Annotated in this window: 15 protein-coding genes; 4 read left to right on the top strand and 11 right to left on the bottom strand. The window is 43.3% G+C overall.

The genetic code is table 11. The features are described 5' to 3' along the window. Window positions 1–286 precede the first annotated feature (286 nt). Together HCZ91_RS10925 and HCZ91_RS10930 are read right to left on the bottom strand one after the other, a co-directional pair. On the bottom strand, window positions 287–1,114 hold the full coding sequence (locus tag HCZ91_RS10925) for a class III extradiol ring-cleavage dioxygenase (RefSeq protein WP_179799405.1): 828 nt from the start codon (window positions 1,112–1,114) through the stop codon (window positions 287–289). 88 nt (window positions 1,115–1,202) lie between these two features. Further along, entirely contained in the window at window positions 1,203–1,649 is a 447-nt protein-coding gene (locus HCZ91_RS10930) for a DoxX family protein (RefSeq protein WP_179799406.1), read from the bottom strand. 161 nt (window positions 1,650–1,810) lie between these two features. Here HCZ91_RS10930 and HCZ91_RS10935 point away from each other — a divergent pair, with 161 nt between their 5' ends. Further along, window positions 1,811–2,719: a LysR family transcriptional regulator gene (locus HCZ91_RS10935; RefSeq protein ID WP_179799407.1), complete on the top strand. Its 909-nt coding sequence runs from the start codon at window positions 1,811–1,813 to the stop codon at window positions 2,717–2,719. An 89-nt stretch (window positions 2,720–2,808) separates the two neighbouring features. On the opposite strand, the gene HCZ91_RS10940 is transcribed toward HCZ91_RS10935, so the two are convergent. After that, window positions 2,809–3,522 (bottom strand): hypothetical protein, encoded by a 714-nt coding sequence (locus tag HCZ91_RS10940; protein WP_179799408.1) that lies wholly within the window; start codon window positions 3,520–3,522, stop codon window positions 2,809–2,811. Between the two features lie 409 nt (window positions 3,523–3,931). On the opposite strand from HCZ91_RS10940, the gene HCZ91_RS10945 reads away from it, so the two are divergent. Together HCZ91_RS10945 and cueR are read left to right on the top strand one after the other, a co-directional pair. Continuing rightward, a complete protein-coding gene (locus HCZ91_RS10945; RefSeq protein ID WP_179799409.1) occupies window positions 3,932–6,409 on the top strand; it encodes a heavy metal translocating P-type ATPase in 2,478 nt (825 codons plus the stop codon). Window positions 6,410–6,485: 76 nt separating this feature from the next. After that, the gene (gene cueR, locus HCZ91_RS10950; RefSeq protein ID WP_179799410.1) at window positions 6,486–6,878 is read left to right on the top strand and encodes a Cu(I)-responsive transcriptional regulator; all 393 of its coding nucleotides are present in this window, start codon (window positions 6,486–6,488) and stop codon (window positions 6,876–6,878) included. A 128-nt stretch (window positions 6,879–7,006) separates the two neighbouring features. Here the strand turns inward: cueR and HCZ91_RS10955 are convergent, their stop codons facing one another. From HCZ91_RS10955 to HCZ91_RS10990, 8 genes are all read right to left on the bottom strand, one after another. After that, the gene (locus HCZ91_RS10955) at window positions 7,007–7,429 is read right to left on the bottom strand and encodes an acetyl-CoA carboxylase biotin carboxyl carrier protein subunit (RefSeq protein ID WP_179799411.1); all 423 of its coding nucleotides are present in this window, start codon (window positions 7,427–7,429) and stop codon (window positions 7,007–7,009) included. 23 nt (window positions 7,430–7,452) lie between these two features. Next, window positions 7,453–8,640, bottom strand: a complete 1,188-nt coding sequence (locus tag HCZ91_RS10960) for an NRAMP family divalent metal transporter (RefSeq protein ID WP_179799412.1) — start codon at window positions 8,638–8,640, stop codon at window positions 7,453–7,455. Window positions 8,641–8,694: 54 nt separating this feature from the next. Next, window positions 8,695–9,432 carry a 5-oxoprolinase subunit PxpA gene (gene pxpA, locus HCZ91_RS10965; protein WP_179799413.1) on the bottom strand — a complete coding sequence of 246 codons (738 nt, stop codon included), beginning with the start codon at window positions 9,430–9,432 and terminating at the stop codon, window positions 8,695–8,697. Further along, window positions 9,422–10,345, bottom strand: a complete 924-nt coding sequence (locus HCZ91_RS10970) for a biotin-dependent carboxyltransferase family protein (protein WP_179799414.1) — start codon at window positions 10,343–10,345, stop codon at window positions 9,422–9,424. Before HCZ91_RS10970 ends, pxpA begins: the two co-directional genes overlap by 11 nt. Window positions 10,346–10,397: 52 nt before the next feature. Continuing rightward, window positions 10,398–11,051 carry a 5-oxoprolinase subunit PxpB gene (pxpB, locus tag HCZ91_RS10975; protein WP_179799415.1) on the bottom strand — a complete coding sequence of 218 codons (654 nt, stop codon included), beginning with the start codon at window positions 11,049–11,051 and terminating at the stop codon, window positions 10,398–10,400. Window positions 11,052–11,254: 203 nt separating this feature from the next. After that, window positions 11,255–12,601: an acetyl-CoA carboxylase biotin carboxylase subunit gene (gene accC / locus HCZ91_RS10980; protein ID WP_179799416.1), complete on the bottom strand. Its 1,347-nt coding sequence runs from the start codon at window positions 12,599–12,601 to the stop codon at window positions 11,255–11,257. Between the two features lie 79 nt (window positions 12,602–12,680). After that, window positions 12,681–13,193: an acetyl-CoA carboxylase biotin carboxyl carrier protein gene (gene accB / locus HCZ91_RS10985; RefSeq protein ID WP_179799417.1), complete on the bottom strand. Its 513-nt coding sequence runs from the start codon at window positions 13,191–13,193 to the stop codon at window positions 12,681–12,683. Between the two features lie 182 nt (window positions 13,194–13,375). Further along, entirely contained in the window at window positions 13,376–14,167 is a 792-nt protein-coding gene (locus tag HCZ91_RS10990; RefSeq protein ID WP_179799418.1) for a putative hydro-lyase, read from the bottom strand. 223 nt (window positions 14,168–14,390) lie between these two features. Here HCZ91_RS10990 and HCZ91_RS10995 point away from each other — a divergent pair, with 223 nt between their 5' ends. Next, complete coding sequence (locus HCZ91_RS10995) at window positions 14,391–15,164, top strand: IclR family transcriptional regulator (protein WP_179799419.1); 774 nt, start codon at window positions 14,391–14,393, stop codon at window positions 15,162–15,164. Window positions 15,165–15,167: the final 3 nt, after the last annotated feature.

Below are 15,167 nucleotides of genomic sequence, written 5' to 3' on the forward strand. Positions count from 1 at the left end.
TTTGAACTTGACGGAAATAATGTAATGGCAAAGTATGAATAATAAGCGACGTTATCTCTTATTTTGATAGGTTGTTAATAACTGCTCTGTACTCGATTCAGTTTAAAAAAGAGACAAGGCAACGGAGTGCAGATGTAATGTACTACTTCAAGCGAGGTTAACGCTGTCACTCTTTTATAGAGGATTGACTACATTAACCTAAAACATCCTTTGATTCTCAGATTCAAAGGATGTTTTATTTTTGACAATTAAGCTGAAACACCATGATCTATGCTTTTCAAACTACTTACCCAAACTGAAAGGCAGACAACTGCGTTTTTAGCACTTGCTGGGAGTAAATCTTTTGCCCTTTGTCACGTCCTGCTGCACCCACCGCTATCATAAGCGGTAACAAATGCTCCTCTGCCCCTAACGGATGTGAGTCAAGCGCGTGAGGAGCATTTTTCCAATTGGCCAAGGCCGTGAGTCGTTTATCCGAATCTGCTGATTCTACAGTATTCGTTAGCCATTCATCAAAATGCTCTGATGGTTCAGTAAAACTGGTATCGCCATAACCGCGCATATTATGAAAGCTCATGCCGCTACCGACGATTAGTACACCCTCTGTACGCAGTAATGCCAACGCTTGACCAGCAGCCAAATGCGCTTGTGGGTCTAAATCATGACGCAGGGATAGTTGGACCACTGGAATATCCGCCTCAGGGAACATTAGCTTGAGCGGTATAAATACCCCGTGATCAAACCCACGCTCCGCATCTTGTTTATTGCTTACCCCTGCCTCTGTCAGTAGACTACTGACTTGCTCCGCCAATGCTGGTGCGCCTGAGGCTGGATAAGTCAAACTGTAAGTATGTTCAGGAAAGCCATAATAATCATAAATGAGATCAGGTTGCTTACTAGCGGTGATACTAAATTCAGCTGTCTGCCAATGCGCACTAATGATTAAGATAGCCTTTGGTCGCTCAGGCAAACGAGCAGAAATGCTCTTTAAAAACGTTGCCATCTCATACCACGTATCCGCTGGTTGCCAATCCATAAAAAAGCATGGCCCCGCACCATGCGGTATAAACAGTACAGGCTGGCTAACTGACTCATTAGATAAAAGTGTTGTCATGGCTTTCCCCTTGTTATTTGTCTTAAATGGCTCTTATTAAATAGCTTTATTCACTAAAATTGAATAAAACCATTTACAATGATGAAGCCTAGCCTAATTTTTCTAATAATACCTTATCCATACTGAAGGAACCGCCACCTTGAATAGCTAGGGCAAGCGAAGCTACCATCAATGTTAGCGCGTATTCATAACCACCATTATCAGCAAATAGCCCATTGCTGATATGGACAGAAAAAATAGCCACCAACATGGTAAAGGCTGCGGCTAAAGCAGCTGGTCTGGTTAGCAAACCTAACACCAGAGCCAGACCACCGAAGAACTCAGCACCACCTGCCAATATCGCCATTAAGTAGCCAGGTTCCATACCCATACTGTTCAACCATTGAGCCGTACCTGCTAGCCCATTACCACCGAACCAACCAAATAGTTTTTGGGCGCCATGGGCTGCTAAAATTAAGCCAACTGGTACACGTAGAACTAAGGCCGCTGCTCCAGCTTTTGATGTCAAAATAGTATCTAATAGTGATGATTTCATTGATGCTTACTCCATAAGGTATGATTAGAATAAATAGTGTCGAAAATGATATAGGCACACTTTACTATCAACGCTACAAAAGAGTAAGCTCAGTTATATTGAATAATTATCAACATACTGTTTATAATTGATTTGATATTGAGAGAAATATAGGAATAAATATGGATAGAATCGATGCCATGCGCGCTTTCGTCGCGGTAGTGACAGAAGGTAGCTTTAGCAAAGCGGCTATTACGATGCAGCTCTCGCCGCAGCTAGTAAGCAAATATGTAGCAAAGCTAGAGGAGGAACTACATACTCGTCTGCTCAACCGCACTACGCGCAAAGTCAGCCTGACTGAAGCTGGCAGTCAATACTTTACGCATGCGCAGCAGATTTTATTGAGTATTGATGAGATGGCATCGCAGTTAGGCGGCTTACAGCAGCATCCCAAAGGCGTCCTGCGCATCAGTGCGCCCGTGTCCTTTGCCTTAAAGCATATGGCAAAACTCATCACTGATTTTCAGGATCGCTATCCGTCAGTTACCGTTGATCTGCAGTTGAGTGATCGAAAAGTAGATATCGTTGAAGAAGGGTTTGATATTGCCCTGCGTATCGGACAGCTCCAAAGCTCATCGCTTATCGCCAAGCAGATTGCTCCGATTCGCGTGGTGTTATGCGCCTCGCCCGAGTACCTCAAAGCTCATGGCACACCTAAGCAGCTTGAGGATTTAGAGTCGCATCGCTATTTGCATTATAGCTATATGAATGTAGAAACTAAGGGTCAAATCTACAAATACCTAAAGACCAAACAATTCAAAGAACATAGCGTTTTTCATAGTAATAATGGCGACGTACTCGTTGAAGCAGCTATTGCAGGCGGAGGATTGATATTACAGCCGACTTTTATTGCTAGTGAAGCGTTGAGCTCTGGCAAGTTGGTCGTAGTGTTGCCAGAATATGAACCTAGCCCTTTAGGCTTATATGCCGTCTACGCCCATAGAAAACTACTACCTCACAAAGTCAGATGCTTTATCGACTTTATGACCAACTACTATGGCACGCCGCCGTATTGGGATGAGAATATATAGCTTTAAACATAGAGACATAAAAAAGCCACGACACATTATGTATCGTGGCTTTCGGTTCAAGCAAACTTAAGCAAGCACTGATTTAATAATCAGATCCAACCTTCTTCTAATAGGTGCTCAGTATTGCTGATTTTAAAATCATTGCATAAGTCATAGAATGCCATTGGGTCTTCAACATTATCGAGTAATTCTCTTTTATGCAGTGCCACAAACAGCGCCAACGCATACGCTGCACTATGGATAGATTTTTTAGGATTAAAGGTAATATCAGTAAACCCTTGATATTGAATTACTTCTTCATGCAGCTGAGGGTTTTGCTTGAGCGCATTCACGTACAGCCAATCATAAAATGTCGTTAACGGCTCTACGCCCCACTCCATACCAAAGTAATTATAGCCAATGAGTTCGCCCGAGGTCATCAATCGCTCATCTTTTCTGGCTTGTCTTGGCGCTACTGTTAGCAAATCTGTATAAGGACCACCATCTTCAAAAACCATACTGGCTTGAAAAGCATTTTCGACACTATATGGACTGCTATCATGCTCATCAGTAATTTTTAAACTAAACGGACTTAGCGGAAAACTCAGTTTATTACCAGATTTACTAGACAGCTCTAACACATGCTTAAACCCATACTTTTTACGAATGACTTGCTGTAAGTCATTGATGGATTTTTTCTTTTGTCTGGTCGCAAATCCCACATGCCGCTCAAACATAACCATATCCGTTTTTACCAAATTGTCACTGTTGACTTTGGGCATGAATACGGGTCTTTGTTCTATCGTATTTGGTACTTCTTCCATAGTGATGTGCCTTAATATCAATGGTCTTGTATAAATGTTTTGTGTTAACGGTGCTGATATCATCTGCTGTTGACGGCGTACTCTGTCATTGCTAGCCGTGTTTGTTATTGGTGTTTTATTCGCTAGTAGCCAAATACAGTGAATTGATCGAGAGTTATCGAACCCTATCAGCGCTCGCTGGGCAGTTTATCTTATTCTTAGTCATTTATCCTGCCCTATTTTAGAATTAATACCGCCACACCTTCAACAATAAACCATAATTGAGCTATTTTGAACTTAACGATAAGTATAAGACGCTACTATAAATGCGCTTGAAAGTATTATAGAAATACGCTTGACCTTACCATGATGTCAACCTATATGCTGTCACTATAGATTAAAAACAGAATTAAAAACGACAGAGGTTGTTATGAAAACAAAAAATACTAAAGCCCCTACTTATCATGAAGTGCTGAGCATTGAAGGCATGAGTTGCGGGTCTTGTGTTGGGCGTATCGAAAAACAATTAAAAAACATTGAACACGTTGAAAACGCCGAGGTAAACCTTGCCACTGAACAGGCGACTGTTTATTCATCTCAGCCTGTAGATGTTGCCCAGTTAAACAAAGCGGTAGAGCGCGCAGGCTATAAGGTGACTGAAACCAAGCCTATCGAGCTATCCATAGAAGGCATGAGTTGTGCCTCGTGTGTTGGACGAGTAGAAAAATCCTTGGCCAAAGTCGCTGGCGTGCAACAAGCCACGGTAAACCTTGCGACTGAACGCGCTTGGATTAAAGGCGATGCGCAAATACAAACGAGTGACTTAATTGATGCCGTTAAAAAAGCGGGCTACGAGGCCAAACTGGTAGAACAAGACCAAAGTGATCGACAAGATAAAAAAGCCTCAGAGCAAAATCAGCTTAAACGAGATTTAGGACTTTCTGCGCTGTTGTCACTGCCCGTATTCATTCTCGCAATGGGATCGCATATGATTCCTGCCTTTCATATGTGGGTAGTGAATAACCTCGGCACTCAGCAAAGTTGGCTGATACAGTTTGTTTTGACCACATTGGTACTACTCTTTCCAGGCCGACGCTTTTATCAAAAAGGCGTGCCAGCCTTATTACGTTTTGCGCCAGATATGAATTCGCTAGTGGCGATTGGTACTATCGCAGCGTATGGCTTTTCTCTCATAGCGACCTTTATCCCGCAAGCGTTACCTGAAGGTACAGTGCATGTCTATTACGAAGCCGCTGCTATGATTGTTAGCTTGATATTATTAGGTCGTTATTTTGAAGCAAAGGCTAAAGGACGTACTTCTGGGGCCATTCAGCATTTAGTGGGCATGCAGGCAAAAACCGCCCGTGTACAGCAAGATGGCAAAGTCAGTGAAGTCCCTGTAGAAGACGTCACTGCACAAATGATCGTTGAGATTCGCCCAGGCGAGCGTGTGCCTATCGATGGTGAGGTGGTTGACGGTCACAGTTATATTGATGAATCTATGATTACTGGTGAACCTGTCCCTGTGAAAAAACAAGCAGGCGATCAAGTGGTCGGCGGTACTATCAATCAAAACGGTACCGTGAATATTCGAGCAACGGCCATTGGTGAAGATTCTGTATTAGCGCAAATCATTCGTATGGTAGAACAAGCCCAAGGCTCTAAATTACCGATTCAAGCATTGGTGGATAAAGTCACCATGTGGTTTGTACCAGCGGTGATGTTTTTATCAGCATTAACCTTTATAGTTTGGTTGATTTTTGGCCCTGACCCTGCTTTAACCTTTGGTTTAATCAATGCGGTTGCCGTGCTCATTGTAGCCTGCCCTTGTGCAATGGGATTGGCCACTCCCACCTCTATTATGGTCGGTACGGGTCGTGGTGCAGAATTGGGTGTGCTATTCCGTAAAGGCGAAGCGCTACAAATGCTTCAGGATGTGAGCGTGGTTGCCGTTGATAAAACAGGCACATTGACTGAAGGCAAACCTACCTTAACAGATTTCCAAGTCCAACAAGGGTTTGAGAAAGAACAAGTCTTACGTGTGGTGGCATCGGTTGAAGCAAAGTCTGAGCATCCCATTGCCTTAGCCATTGTACAAGCAGCAGAACAACAGAGTATTCAACTGCTGCCTATCACTGATTTTGAGGCGATGACAGGTTTGGGTATTCAAGCAAACGTGGCAGGCCAAGTGATCCACATTGGCGCAGATCGTTATATGCAACAATTAGGGCTTGATGTTGCGCCTTTTGAACAAGATGCGCTACGTTTGGGGCAAGAAGGTAAAACCCCACTCTATGTATCGATTGACCAGCAGTTGGCCGCTATCATTGCCGTTGCAGATCCTATCAAAGAGACGACTCATGCCGCCATCGCCGCACTACATCAGTTGGGCTTAAAAGTAGCCATGATTACAGGCGATAATCGCCATACCGCCCAAGCGATTGCCGCAAAATTAAATATCGATCAGGTAGTGGCAGAAGTATTACCCGAAGGCAAAGTGGATGCAGTACGCCAGTTGCAAGAACAATATGGCCGAGTGGCATTTGTTGGCGATGGTATCAATGATGCCCCTGCATTGGCTCAATCCGATGTTGGATTGGCCATAGGTACAGGCACAGATGTGGCGATTGAGGCGGCTGAAGTGGTGCTAATGTCAGGTAGTCTGCAAGGCGTGCCTACCGCGATTGCCTTGAGTAAAGCCACCATCAGTAATATCAGACAAAATCTGGCTTGGGCATTTATTTACAATGTTGCTTTGATTCCGATTGCCGCAGGTGTCTTGTATCCCGCCTTTGGTATCCTGCTCTCACCCATTTTTGCGGCAGGCGCAATGGCACTGTCTTCTGTTTTCGTATTGGGTAATGCGTTACGCCTAAAGTATTTCAAAGCAACTGTCATTACAGAGTGAATATAGAATCGTAAAGGATATCCATATAGGGTTTAAACATTAATGCTTAAGCCCTTTCTAGGTTAGGAGGAAAAATATGAATATTGGTCAAGCATCAAAGCAATCAGGTATCTCTACCAAAATGATTCGTTACTATGAGCAGATTGGCTTGCTAGAAACAGTAAATCGCTCAAATTCAGGTTATCGCTTGTATTCTAAAGACGATATAGACGACTTATGCTTTTTAAGACATTCTCGTGACTTAGGATTCTCATCTAAGCAAATGAAAGAGTTACTGTATTTGCGCAAAAATGCTAATCGTCAGAGTGCAGATGTTAAGCAACTGACACAAGAGCATATCGAAACGTTAAACCAAAAAATCGCCCAATTGCAGGAGATGGTCAATTCGCTACAGAATTCTTTTGATCATTGTGCAGGCGATGATAATGCAGACTGCGCTATTCTGGATGATCTTGGGCAGAGTAAATAGCTTATATTAGATGCACGAAATACATGATGAGTCTAATACAAATACTCAGCACATAAAAAACCCTTTAAGCGACAGATGATGCTTAAAGGGTTTATATTTTGATTTAACCAAAACTACGTTAACTGTCTTTAACTACGGGCTAACTCAAAAATAGGCTGTCCGTATTCAACGTTCTGGCCACTTTCAACCGAAACTGCCGTGACCACACCTTCTTTATTACTAATCACTGGCTGCAAACGGGTCAACTCATCAATGAAGCAAATGGTCTGACCTTTTTGAATATGGTCGCCTTCTTTGACCAAGTTGTCTGTTGCATCGTCTTCACTTAAGTATACCTGCCCTACATAGGTGGCACCTACTTGCAAGACATCACTACCCTGCTGTTCAGGCTCATGAGTAGTCGTGGCCTCTATAGGGTTAGCGCTCACATTATTCTGCGTACCTAGATTATTAACCACTTTAATAGACTGCCCATTGTCGGCAATCGTGACTTCGTGCAGCTGACTGCTTTCAACCAGTTTGACCACACGTGTTATTTGCTCTATATCCATAATACATTCCTTATCTTAATTTTTTAACTCATGCCCAGATATTTAGCAATGGTCATGACACTTAGAATACTCATCACGATGGCGATTAACCAACCAAATGCTGCAATCCAAATCGGATGCTTATAATTGCCAACGATATTTTTTCTGTAGGCGGCAATCAGAACGATGACCATGGCGATAGGTAGCACTAAGCCATTTAACGTACCAACCAATACCAATACTTGAGCCGGTTTACCGATAGTGGCAAACACCAACGTTGAGATAACGATGAAACCGATAATGAAGTAGCGTTTATAAGTCTCAATGAACGGATGGAAGTTGGTCATAAAAGACACAGAAGTATAAGCAGCACCAATCACCGAGGTCACAGACGCCGCCCAAATCACCATACCAAAAATAACTTTACCCGCATTTCCTAGAATGTACTGAAACGGCGACATGGCTGGGTTGGCAGGATCCAATGCGAAGCCTTGAGATACCACGCCTAATACGGCAAGGAATAAAAATACGCGAATCACAGAGGCAATCAAAATACCAGAGACTGAGCTTCTGGTCACTGATTTTAAATTCTCTTCTCCGCTGACACCTGCTTCCAATAAGCGATGCGCACCTGAGAAAGTAATATAACCGCCAACCGTACCGCCAACTAGTGTCACGATAGCCACTGCATCAATTTTGTCGGGCATGATGGTTTTGCTGACAGCTTCTGCTAATGGTGGATCAGATTTAAAGACCACATAAATGACCAGTACAATCAGGATAAAGCCCATTAACTGAGCGAACTTATCCATCATAGGCCCCGTTTCTCGACCTAAAAATATGGCAACGGCAATTACACCACTGATCAGGGCGCCTGTGATGGGTGACATGTTGAACATGGACTGCATGCCAAGTCCGGCACCGCCAATATTACCAATATTAAAAGCCAGACCACCCGCAATGATTAAGAAAGCGAGCAAGTAACCAACACCAGGGAACACCAAGTTTGCGATTTCCTGCGCGCGTTTTTTGGAGACTGCGACTACGCGCCAAACGTTAAGCTGGACGCCGATGTCCATAACAATAGAGATTAAGATAACAAAGCCGAAACTTGCCATTAGGCTTTCGGTAAATGTGGCCGTTTGGGTCAAAAACCCTGGCCCTACTGCTGATGTGGCCATCAGGAAGGCCGCGCCTAAAATGGCGGTATTATGTTTTTTTATGGTGCTCATAAACATCCTTGTTCTATATGGGATAATTTAATCAAATGATTAGGAAACGGATATTTAGTAGGCAGAGATAATGATACCTTTGAGTTCCAGTTGTTTCTTTATTTCTTGTGCAAATAAAATAGCGTGCTCACCATCCCCATGTAAGCAGATGCTTTGCGCTTCTACTGGTACGGTTTGACCGCAGACACTAGTGACTGTCCCTTCAGTGACCATTTGTAATACATGTTTAACGGCCTCGTCTGTGTCGGTGATTAAGGCATTGTCTTTAGTGCGGGAGACCAATGAGCCGTCTTTTTCATAGTTCCTATCAGCAAACACTTCTGATATCGAGGCTAAACCCTGTTTTTTGGCTGCTTTAACCAGATAACCACCCGACAGACCCATGACTTTTAGATTTGGATCAAATCGTTTGATTTCACTGACCAAAATGTCTGATAAATCTTCATCAATGGCCGCTTGGTTGTACAACGCACCATGCGGTTTTACGTAGTCTAATGACACACCAACCAAGTCACAAAGCGCTTTGGTTGCGCCCAATTGATATACCAATAAAGCACGATAATCGGCTTCACTTAACGGCTGATGAATACGGCCAAAGTTTTCTCTATCGTTTAGACCAGGATGCGCGCCTACGCTCACATTGTTTTCTTTTGCCAATTGCAACGTGGCTAGCATCTCGCTGTAAGAACCAGCATGAAGACCGCAGCAGACATTCGCTGAGCTGACTATCGTCAATAACTTATCGTCTTGCCCGCAGCCTTCCGCCACATCAGCATTTAAATCAATTTTCATTGGCATACTCCTTTATTTGATCGATGTAATGTTGTCTTTTCTGTTGTTCACGCAGCGCCTGCTCTAACGACACAACGACGAACTGACAGGCTTTGCCAAATCTAATCTGTGCCATCAGACCTATGTCTGCTTGAATCACGGTTGCGATTTTAGGATAGCCACCCGTCGTTTGCCCGTCTGCCATTAGGACAATCGGTTGTCCTTGTGGTGGCACCTGAATCATCCCAATATCAACGCCATGTGAGCTCATTTCTACTGGCTTACTAAACTCAAGCGCTGTAGCTCCCTCCAAACGGTAACCCATACGGTTGCTACTGCTTTGTAGTTTCCATGGCTGGGTCTCAAACGCTTGTTGAGACGACTCAGTGAAGCAGTCGTATTCACTGCTTTTTATCACTCGAATAACCTCGGTTGGGGCAAGACGGGCCACCCCAATCACAGGTAGGCTGGATTCAGTCTTTACCGTTAAGCTATCATCGGCTTTTAAATATCTGCCTTCAAATCCGCCAAATCCTGCTTTGAGATTGGTGCTGACTGACTGCAATACTGGCTCGATATCAAAGCCACCGTGCACACATAAATAGGTATACATGCCTTGTAGCGGACGCAAAAGTTTGAGCGTTTGCCCAGCTGTTGCATTGATACGCCAATAGCAAGGAATACGCTTATCGTCTAGATAGGCCTCGTATAAAGCACCCGTTAAGCAAAAGCTGACGCTTTCTTCAAACTGTATGGTTAGCTCACCGAGCGCTATTTCAATAGCAGGTTCGTTGACTTCGTTTTTCATCAAAGCATTGCCGGCTTGTAGCGCCCAGCTGTCCATCACGCCATTTCTACCCACACCCATACTGCGGTAACCCAGTCGTCCTGAATCTTGAATACTGGCAAGGGCACTCGCGGTTAGAATTTTCATTGATACCACCTGTTTGTTTGTCTTTTTGATTCATGCATCTTTTATTTATCACTTATTGATGAATATCAATCGCTTTAAATGTCAAAGTATCGCCTGCGTTAAGCAACGTCGGAGAAGACTTGGTTAAATCAAATAAGGCAGTATCCGTCTGGCCGAGTAACTGCCAACCGCCTGGAGACTCAAAAGGGTATACCCCTGTCTGCTCGCCGCCTATACCCACTGAGCCTGCGGGTACTTGAGTTCTAGGGATGGCGTGTCTTGGGAAATACAGCGACTCAGACAAGCCGCCAAGATAAGGGAATCCTGGCTGAAAACCGATAAAGTAAACGGTATAAGTGGCTTTGGTATGTAGCTCAACAACGGCTTCAACCGAGAGATTTAAGTCATTCGCCATGGCTACCAAATCAGGACCATATTTTCCACCGTAATGTACTGGGATCTCGACGTGTTTGCCTTGGATGGTTTTTGAAGGGAGATCATTGAGTAGGTCTGACAGCCTATCTTTAAAGGTAGTAAGCTCAGCCCATGTTAATGGCACGATGAATACACTGAGCGTATTCATACCAATCACCACTTCGATGACTTCTGGCATTTTCTGGATACTGTCTGATAAAGCCCAGCATTTTTGTTGTTTTTCTAAGGTGATCGGTTTAGGGAAAAACAACGCTAGATTGGTTTCACTGCATAGTTGCCATTGTAGTTCCATTAGCACGTGCTCCATTATTTTTATCTGCTATAGTCAAATCCTCTATAAATTGGATACGGTATCAGGCTCGCTTAGTCTACGACTTGTAGTACTTTCACTCGCCTTCCTTGTATCCAAATTATATTGAACCGACTATATCTTGATTCTGACGCTTCTGACACTAATGCCAGATTTGGTTTTCATTTTTGCGGGCAAGACTTGCTTTATATATTGTCTTGTATCCACTGTTCTAGATAATGGATGCTCATTTGCCCTTCACAAAACACTTCATCTTCAAAGAGTCGCTGATGCAGACCAATATTGGTATCAATACCCGTAATTTGCGCTTCTGATAATGCCGCATGCATTTTTTCGATCGCTTTTTCTCTTGAACGATCTTGTACACATATCTTGGCAATCAAACTGTCATAAGATGGCGGCACGGTGTAGTTCGATTCAGCATGACTATCCACTCTGATACCAAACCCTGCTGGCATGTGGCAGTAGTCTATGCGTCCAGCATTTGGTAAAAATGTCTGCGCGTTTTCGGCATTGATACGACACTCAAAAGCGTGTCCGATAATGGCGATATCACTTTGCTTGTGTGCTAGCGTGAGCCCTGCCGCCACTCTGATCTGTTCTTGCACAATATCGACGCCCGTCACCATCTCAGTGATGGTGTGCTCAACTTGCACACGAGTATTCATCTCGATAAAGAAGAATTCACCGTTTTCATATAAAAACTCAAACGTGCCTGCGCCTCTATACTGCATTTGCTCGCAAGCTGTGACACAGGCTTGACCGATTTTCTGGCGCTGCTCTTCAGTAATACCAGGTGCTGGCGCTTCTTCAATGACTTTTTGATGACGACGCTGCATAGAGCAATCACGCTCGCCTAAATAAATCGCATTACCGTGAGTATCGGACATGACTTGCACTTCGATATGACGCGGTGCTTGTAGGTATTTTTCAAGATAGACAATGGAACTACCAAAATTGGCTTTGGCTTCTGTCTGTGTCATAGAGATAGCGGAGAGTAAGTCGGCTTCTTTTTCGACCACACGCATCCCACGACCGCCGCCGCCGCTTGCCGCCTTGATAATGACTGGATAACCGACCTCATTGGCGATTTTGATAACTTGCTCTGAATCAGCAGGCAATGCGCCATTCGATCCAGGTACACAAGGCACGCCAGCCATCGTCATTTGTTTTTTGGCTTCAACTTTGTCGCCCATGTTTCTGATATTGTCAGCCGTTGGACCAATAAACGTGAGACCTGAATCTTCAATCAAGGCTGCAAAGTCAGCGTTTTCAGACAAAAAGCCATAGCCTGGATGGATGGCTTGCGCGTTGGTAAGCTTTGCAGCAGACACAATCGCTCGTTGGTTAAGATAACTGTGTGTGGCATTGGCAGGCCCGATGCATACTGCTTCATCGGCTAGGCGCACGGGTAACGAGTCTTTGTCTGATTCAGAATGCGCAATGACTGATTGGATGCCTAGCTGCTTACAAGCTCGGATAATACGTAGAGCAATCTCGCCGCGATTGGCAATTAAGATTTTTGTGAACATGTTTATTCCCTTAAAAATATAGTGTCAAATACAGTGTTTGTGCAGCGTCTATACAATATTGAGCGGCTATTGAGTGGCTTTAACTGTTTGGCTCTATAACAAATAAGGGCTGGGCGTACTCTACGACATCACCTTCATCGACCAAAATCTCTTTAAGCGTACACGCAGTTTCTGCTTTGACCTCGTACATCATTTTCATGGCTTCAATGATGCATAGTGTCTGCCCTACTTCCACCTTATCTCCTACCTGAAAAAACACTTCTGCTGTCGGCTCAGAGCGAAGATAAAACGTACCTAGCATAGGCGCTATTACTTGGGATTTCTCCACCTCTGTATTCGCAGTTTTATCACTACGATCACTGTCTACATTGGTATTATTATCCGTACTATTTTGAGTGGTTTCGGTTTGAGACTCTGAATGAGACGCCCTTGGGTTGGGAGTATGAGCGATATAATTGCCACTACTTTGGTTGTCGTCAGATTGGCAAACGATAGAAATACGTGCATCACCATCAATGACTTCTAAAGATTTTATATCGGCGCATTCTGCAAGTTTGATCAGTTTTTCCAGATCCGTGAAATTGATATTCATATGATTGGCTATTCCGTTAGAGTAAAAGTGAACAATTATTTTTTATAAAAAATTCGTACTTAGTGATGTATGTAAAGTGTGATTGTTGAATGATATGTGACAATTTATTGATTGGCTTATTGAAATAATGGTTTGAAATTAATTATCTCTATGCGTATTAAAAATACTGTTGTCATCAGAAATTATAGAACTGCCAAGTCTTCATCTCTTGGGTCGCAGATAAACATATGTCCTGGTGAATGCGTTATCATCAGCGCAGGCTTACTAGTCATAGCGATACTTTGCGGCGTCACACCGCAAGCCCAAAATACAGGGACTTCGCCTTCTTTTATGATGGATGCATCACCAAAATCAGGCGCATTAATGTCGGTTATACCGATGACACTAGGGTCTCCGATATGAATAGGCGCGCCATGGACTTGCGGAAATCGAGAGGTGGCTTGGACGGCTCTGGTGATTAATGGATAAGGTATTGGCCGCATGCTAACCACCATTTTCCCATGAAACTGTCCTGCAGGCTCAGTTTCTATGTTTGTGATATACATTGGCACATTGTGATTGTCTTCGATATGTCTGATAGGAATAGACGCATTTAGCATGGCAGACTCAAAGGAAAAACTGCATCCTAAAAGAAAGCAGACCAAATCCTCTCTCCAGTAGTCTTTCAGATCTGACACCTCAGCCACTAATTCGCCAAATTTGTATATCCGATACTTTGGGACATCAGATCTCAAGTCTGCGCCTTTTGCCATGAGACGTGGCTCTGCGCTACCGACATCTGTTACATCTAAAATAGGACAAGACTTTGGGTTTCTTTGTGCAAACAATAAAAAATCATAGGCCAAATTTTTGGGCACTATGACTAAGTTTGCTTGTATGTGACCTTTACACATACCGGAAGTCGGCTTGTTAAGTTCATTGTTACTGATTAACGCTCTGACCTCTGTCGGCGTCATATTTGCTAAATCTAACATTATTACAACCTCTTACGCTTTATTATTTTTAGCAGATAAAAGTTTATGATTTGTTTTATATTGGTATGGCTATTTATAATTTTATTTCATATATCGAGAACTATGATTATCGTTATGTAACTTATCAGAACACCTTCGATATGACAAGATATGAATACAGAAATATGTGATGAACATGATGAGTGATATTCTTGAACGCACAGTTAAGGATGCAAATTGAACTATGAACAATGTCAAAAAAAAGGGCTCAAGCGTCGAGCGAGTTTTGCAAATCGTAGAAGTATTGGCCAAATCCGCTAAACCTATGGGCGTTATTGACTTAGCAGAAACATTGGACATCCCTGTAGCTAGTATGTACCGATTGTTAAATCAGCTACAACCGCTTCAATTTGTCCAATTAGATTTGCATGGAAAAGTAACCTGCGGAAAAAGAATGCATGACCTAGCTTTAGACCTGTGGAAAAACAGTCCTTTTAAAGCGGAAAGGTTGGCGATATTACAACAGCTTTCAGCCAAAATTGGTGAGTCGGTAGGGATTGCGGTGTTGCAAGACTTAGAAGTGGTGTATATCGATCGTGTAATATCTGACTGGCCTGTCCAAATACAGTTACCTACCGGAACCAATATACCTATCTGGGCCTGTGCCAGCGGCAAATTATTGTTGACGCAGTTGGCAGACAATAAGTGCGAGCGTATTGTAGAAAAACTATCGTTACAGGCGCTCACGACCTATACTCAGACTGACAAAAAACAACTCATGACGTCCATTGCTGAAGTGCGTAAGACACAGATAGGGACGGATAATGAAGAATTTATTCCTGGTATGGTCGCCTGTGCTATCCCGATTCCGAATGGTGAACAGCCCGCATTTGCTACGGTATTTACTCATAGTCCTATCGTCAGAAAATCTTTGGATGAGCTACTGAGCTATGTGCCTGTCATGCAAGAGGCAGCCAATGAGCTATCTGTTATTTTCAATCAGGAATATAATGAGTAGCCT

Source organism: Psychrobacter sp. BI730 (assembly GCF_013414195.1).
In the GTDB taxonomy this organism is placed as follows: Bacteria; Pseudomonadota; Gammaproteobacteria; order Pseudomonadales; family Moraxellaceae; genus Psychrobacter.

Excerpts from the sequence above, each read along its gene's own strand:
- HCZ91_RS10945 (WP_179799409.1), top strand. The coding sequence starts at position 3,932 with ATGAAAACAAAAAATACTAAAGCCCCTACTTATCATGAAGTGCTGAGC.
- pxpB (WP_179799415.1), bottom strand. The coding sequence starts at position 11,051 with ATGGAACTACAATGGCAACTATGCAGTGAAACCAATCTAGCGTTGTTT.
- HCZ91_RS10925 (WP_179799405.1), bottom strand. The coding sequence starts at position 1,114 with ATGACAACACTTTTATCTAATGAGTCAGTTAGCCAGCCTGTACTGTTT.
- accC (WP_179799416.1), bottom strand. The coding sequence starts at position 12,601 with ATGTTCACAAAAATCTTAATTGCCAATCGCGGCGAGATTGCTCTACGT.
- HCZ91_RS10995 (WP_179799419.1), top strand. The coding sequence starts at position 14,391 with ATGAACAATGTCAAAAAAAAGGGCTCAAGCGTCGAGCGAGTTTTGCAA.
- HCZ91_RS10930 (WP_179799406.1), bottom strand. The coding sequence starts at position 1,649 with ATGAAATCATCACTATTAGATACTATTTTGACATCAAAAGCTGGAGCA.
- pxpA (WP_179799413.1), bottom strand. The coding sequence starts at position 9,432 with ATGAAAATTGATTTAAATGCTGATGTGGCGGAAGGCTGCGGGCAAGAC.
- HCZ91_RS10955 (WP_179799411.1), bottom strand. The coding sequence starts at position 7,429 with ATGGATATAGAGCAAATAACACGTGTGGTCAAACTGGTTGAAAGCAGT.
- HCZ91_RS10990 (WP_179799418.1), bottom strand. The coding sequence starts at position 14,167 with ATGTTAGATTTAGCAAATATGACGCCGACAGAGGTCAGAGCGTTAATC.
- accB (WP_179799417.1), bottom strand. The coding sequence starts at position 13,193 with ATGAATATCAATTTCACGGATCTGGAAAAACTGATCAAACTTGCAGAA.
- HCZ91_RS10970 (WP_179799414.1), bottom strand. The coding sequence starts at position 10,345 with ATGAAAATTCTAACCGCGAGTGCCCTTGCCAGTATTCAAGATTCAGGA.
- HCZ91_RS10935 (WP_179799407.1), top strand. The coding sequence starts at position 1,811 with ATGGATAGAATCGATGCCATGCGCGCTTTCGTCGCGGTAGTGACAGAA.
- HCZ91_RS10960 (WP_179799412.1), bottom strand. The coding sequence starts at position 8,640 with ATGAGCACCATAAAAAAACATAATACCGCCATTTTAGGCGCGGCCTTC.
- cueR (WP_179799410.1), top strand. The coding sequence starts at position 6,486 with ATGAATATTGGTCAAGCATCAAAGCAATCAGGTATCTCTACCAAAATG.
- HCZ91_RS10940 (WP_179799408.1), bottom strand. The coding sequence starts at position 3,522 with ATGGAAGAAGTACCAAATACGATAGAACAAAGACCCGTATTCATGCCC.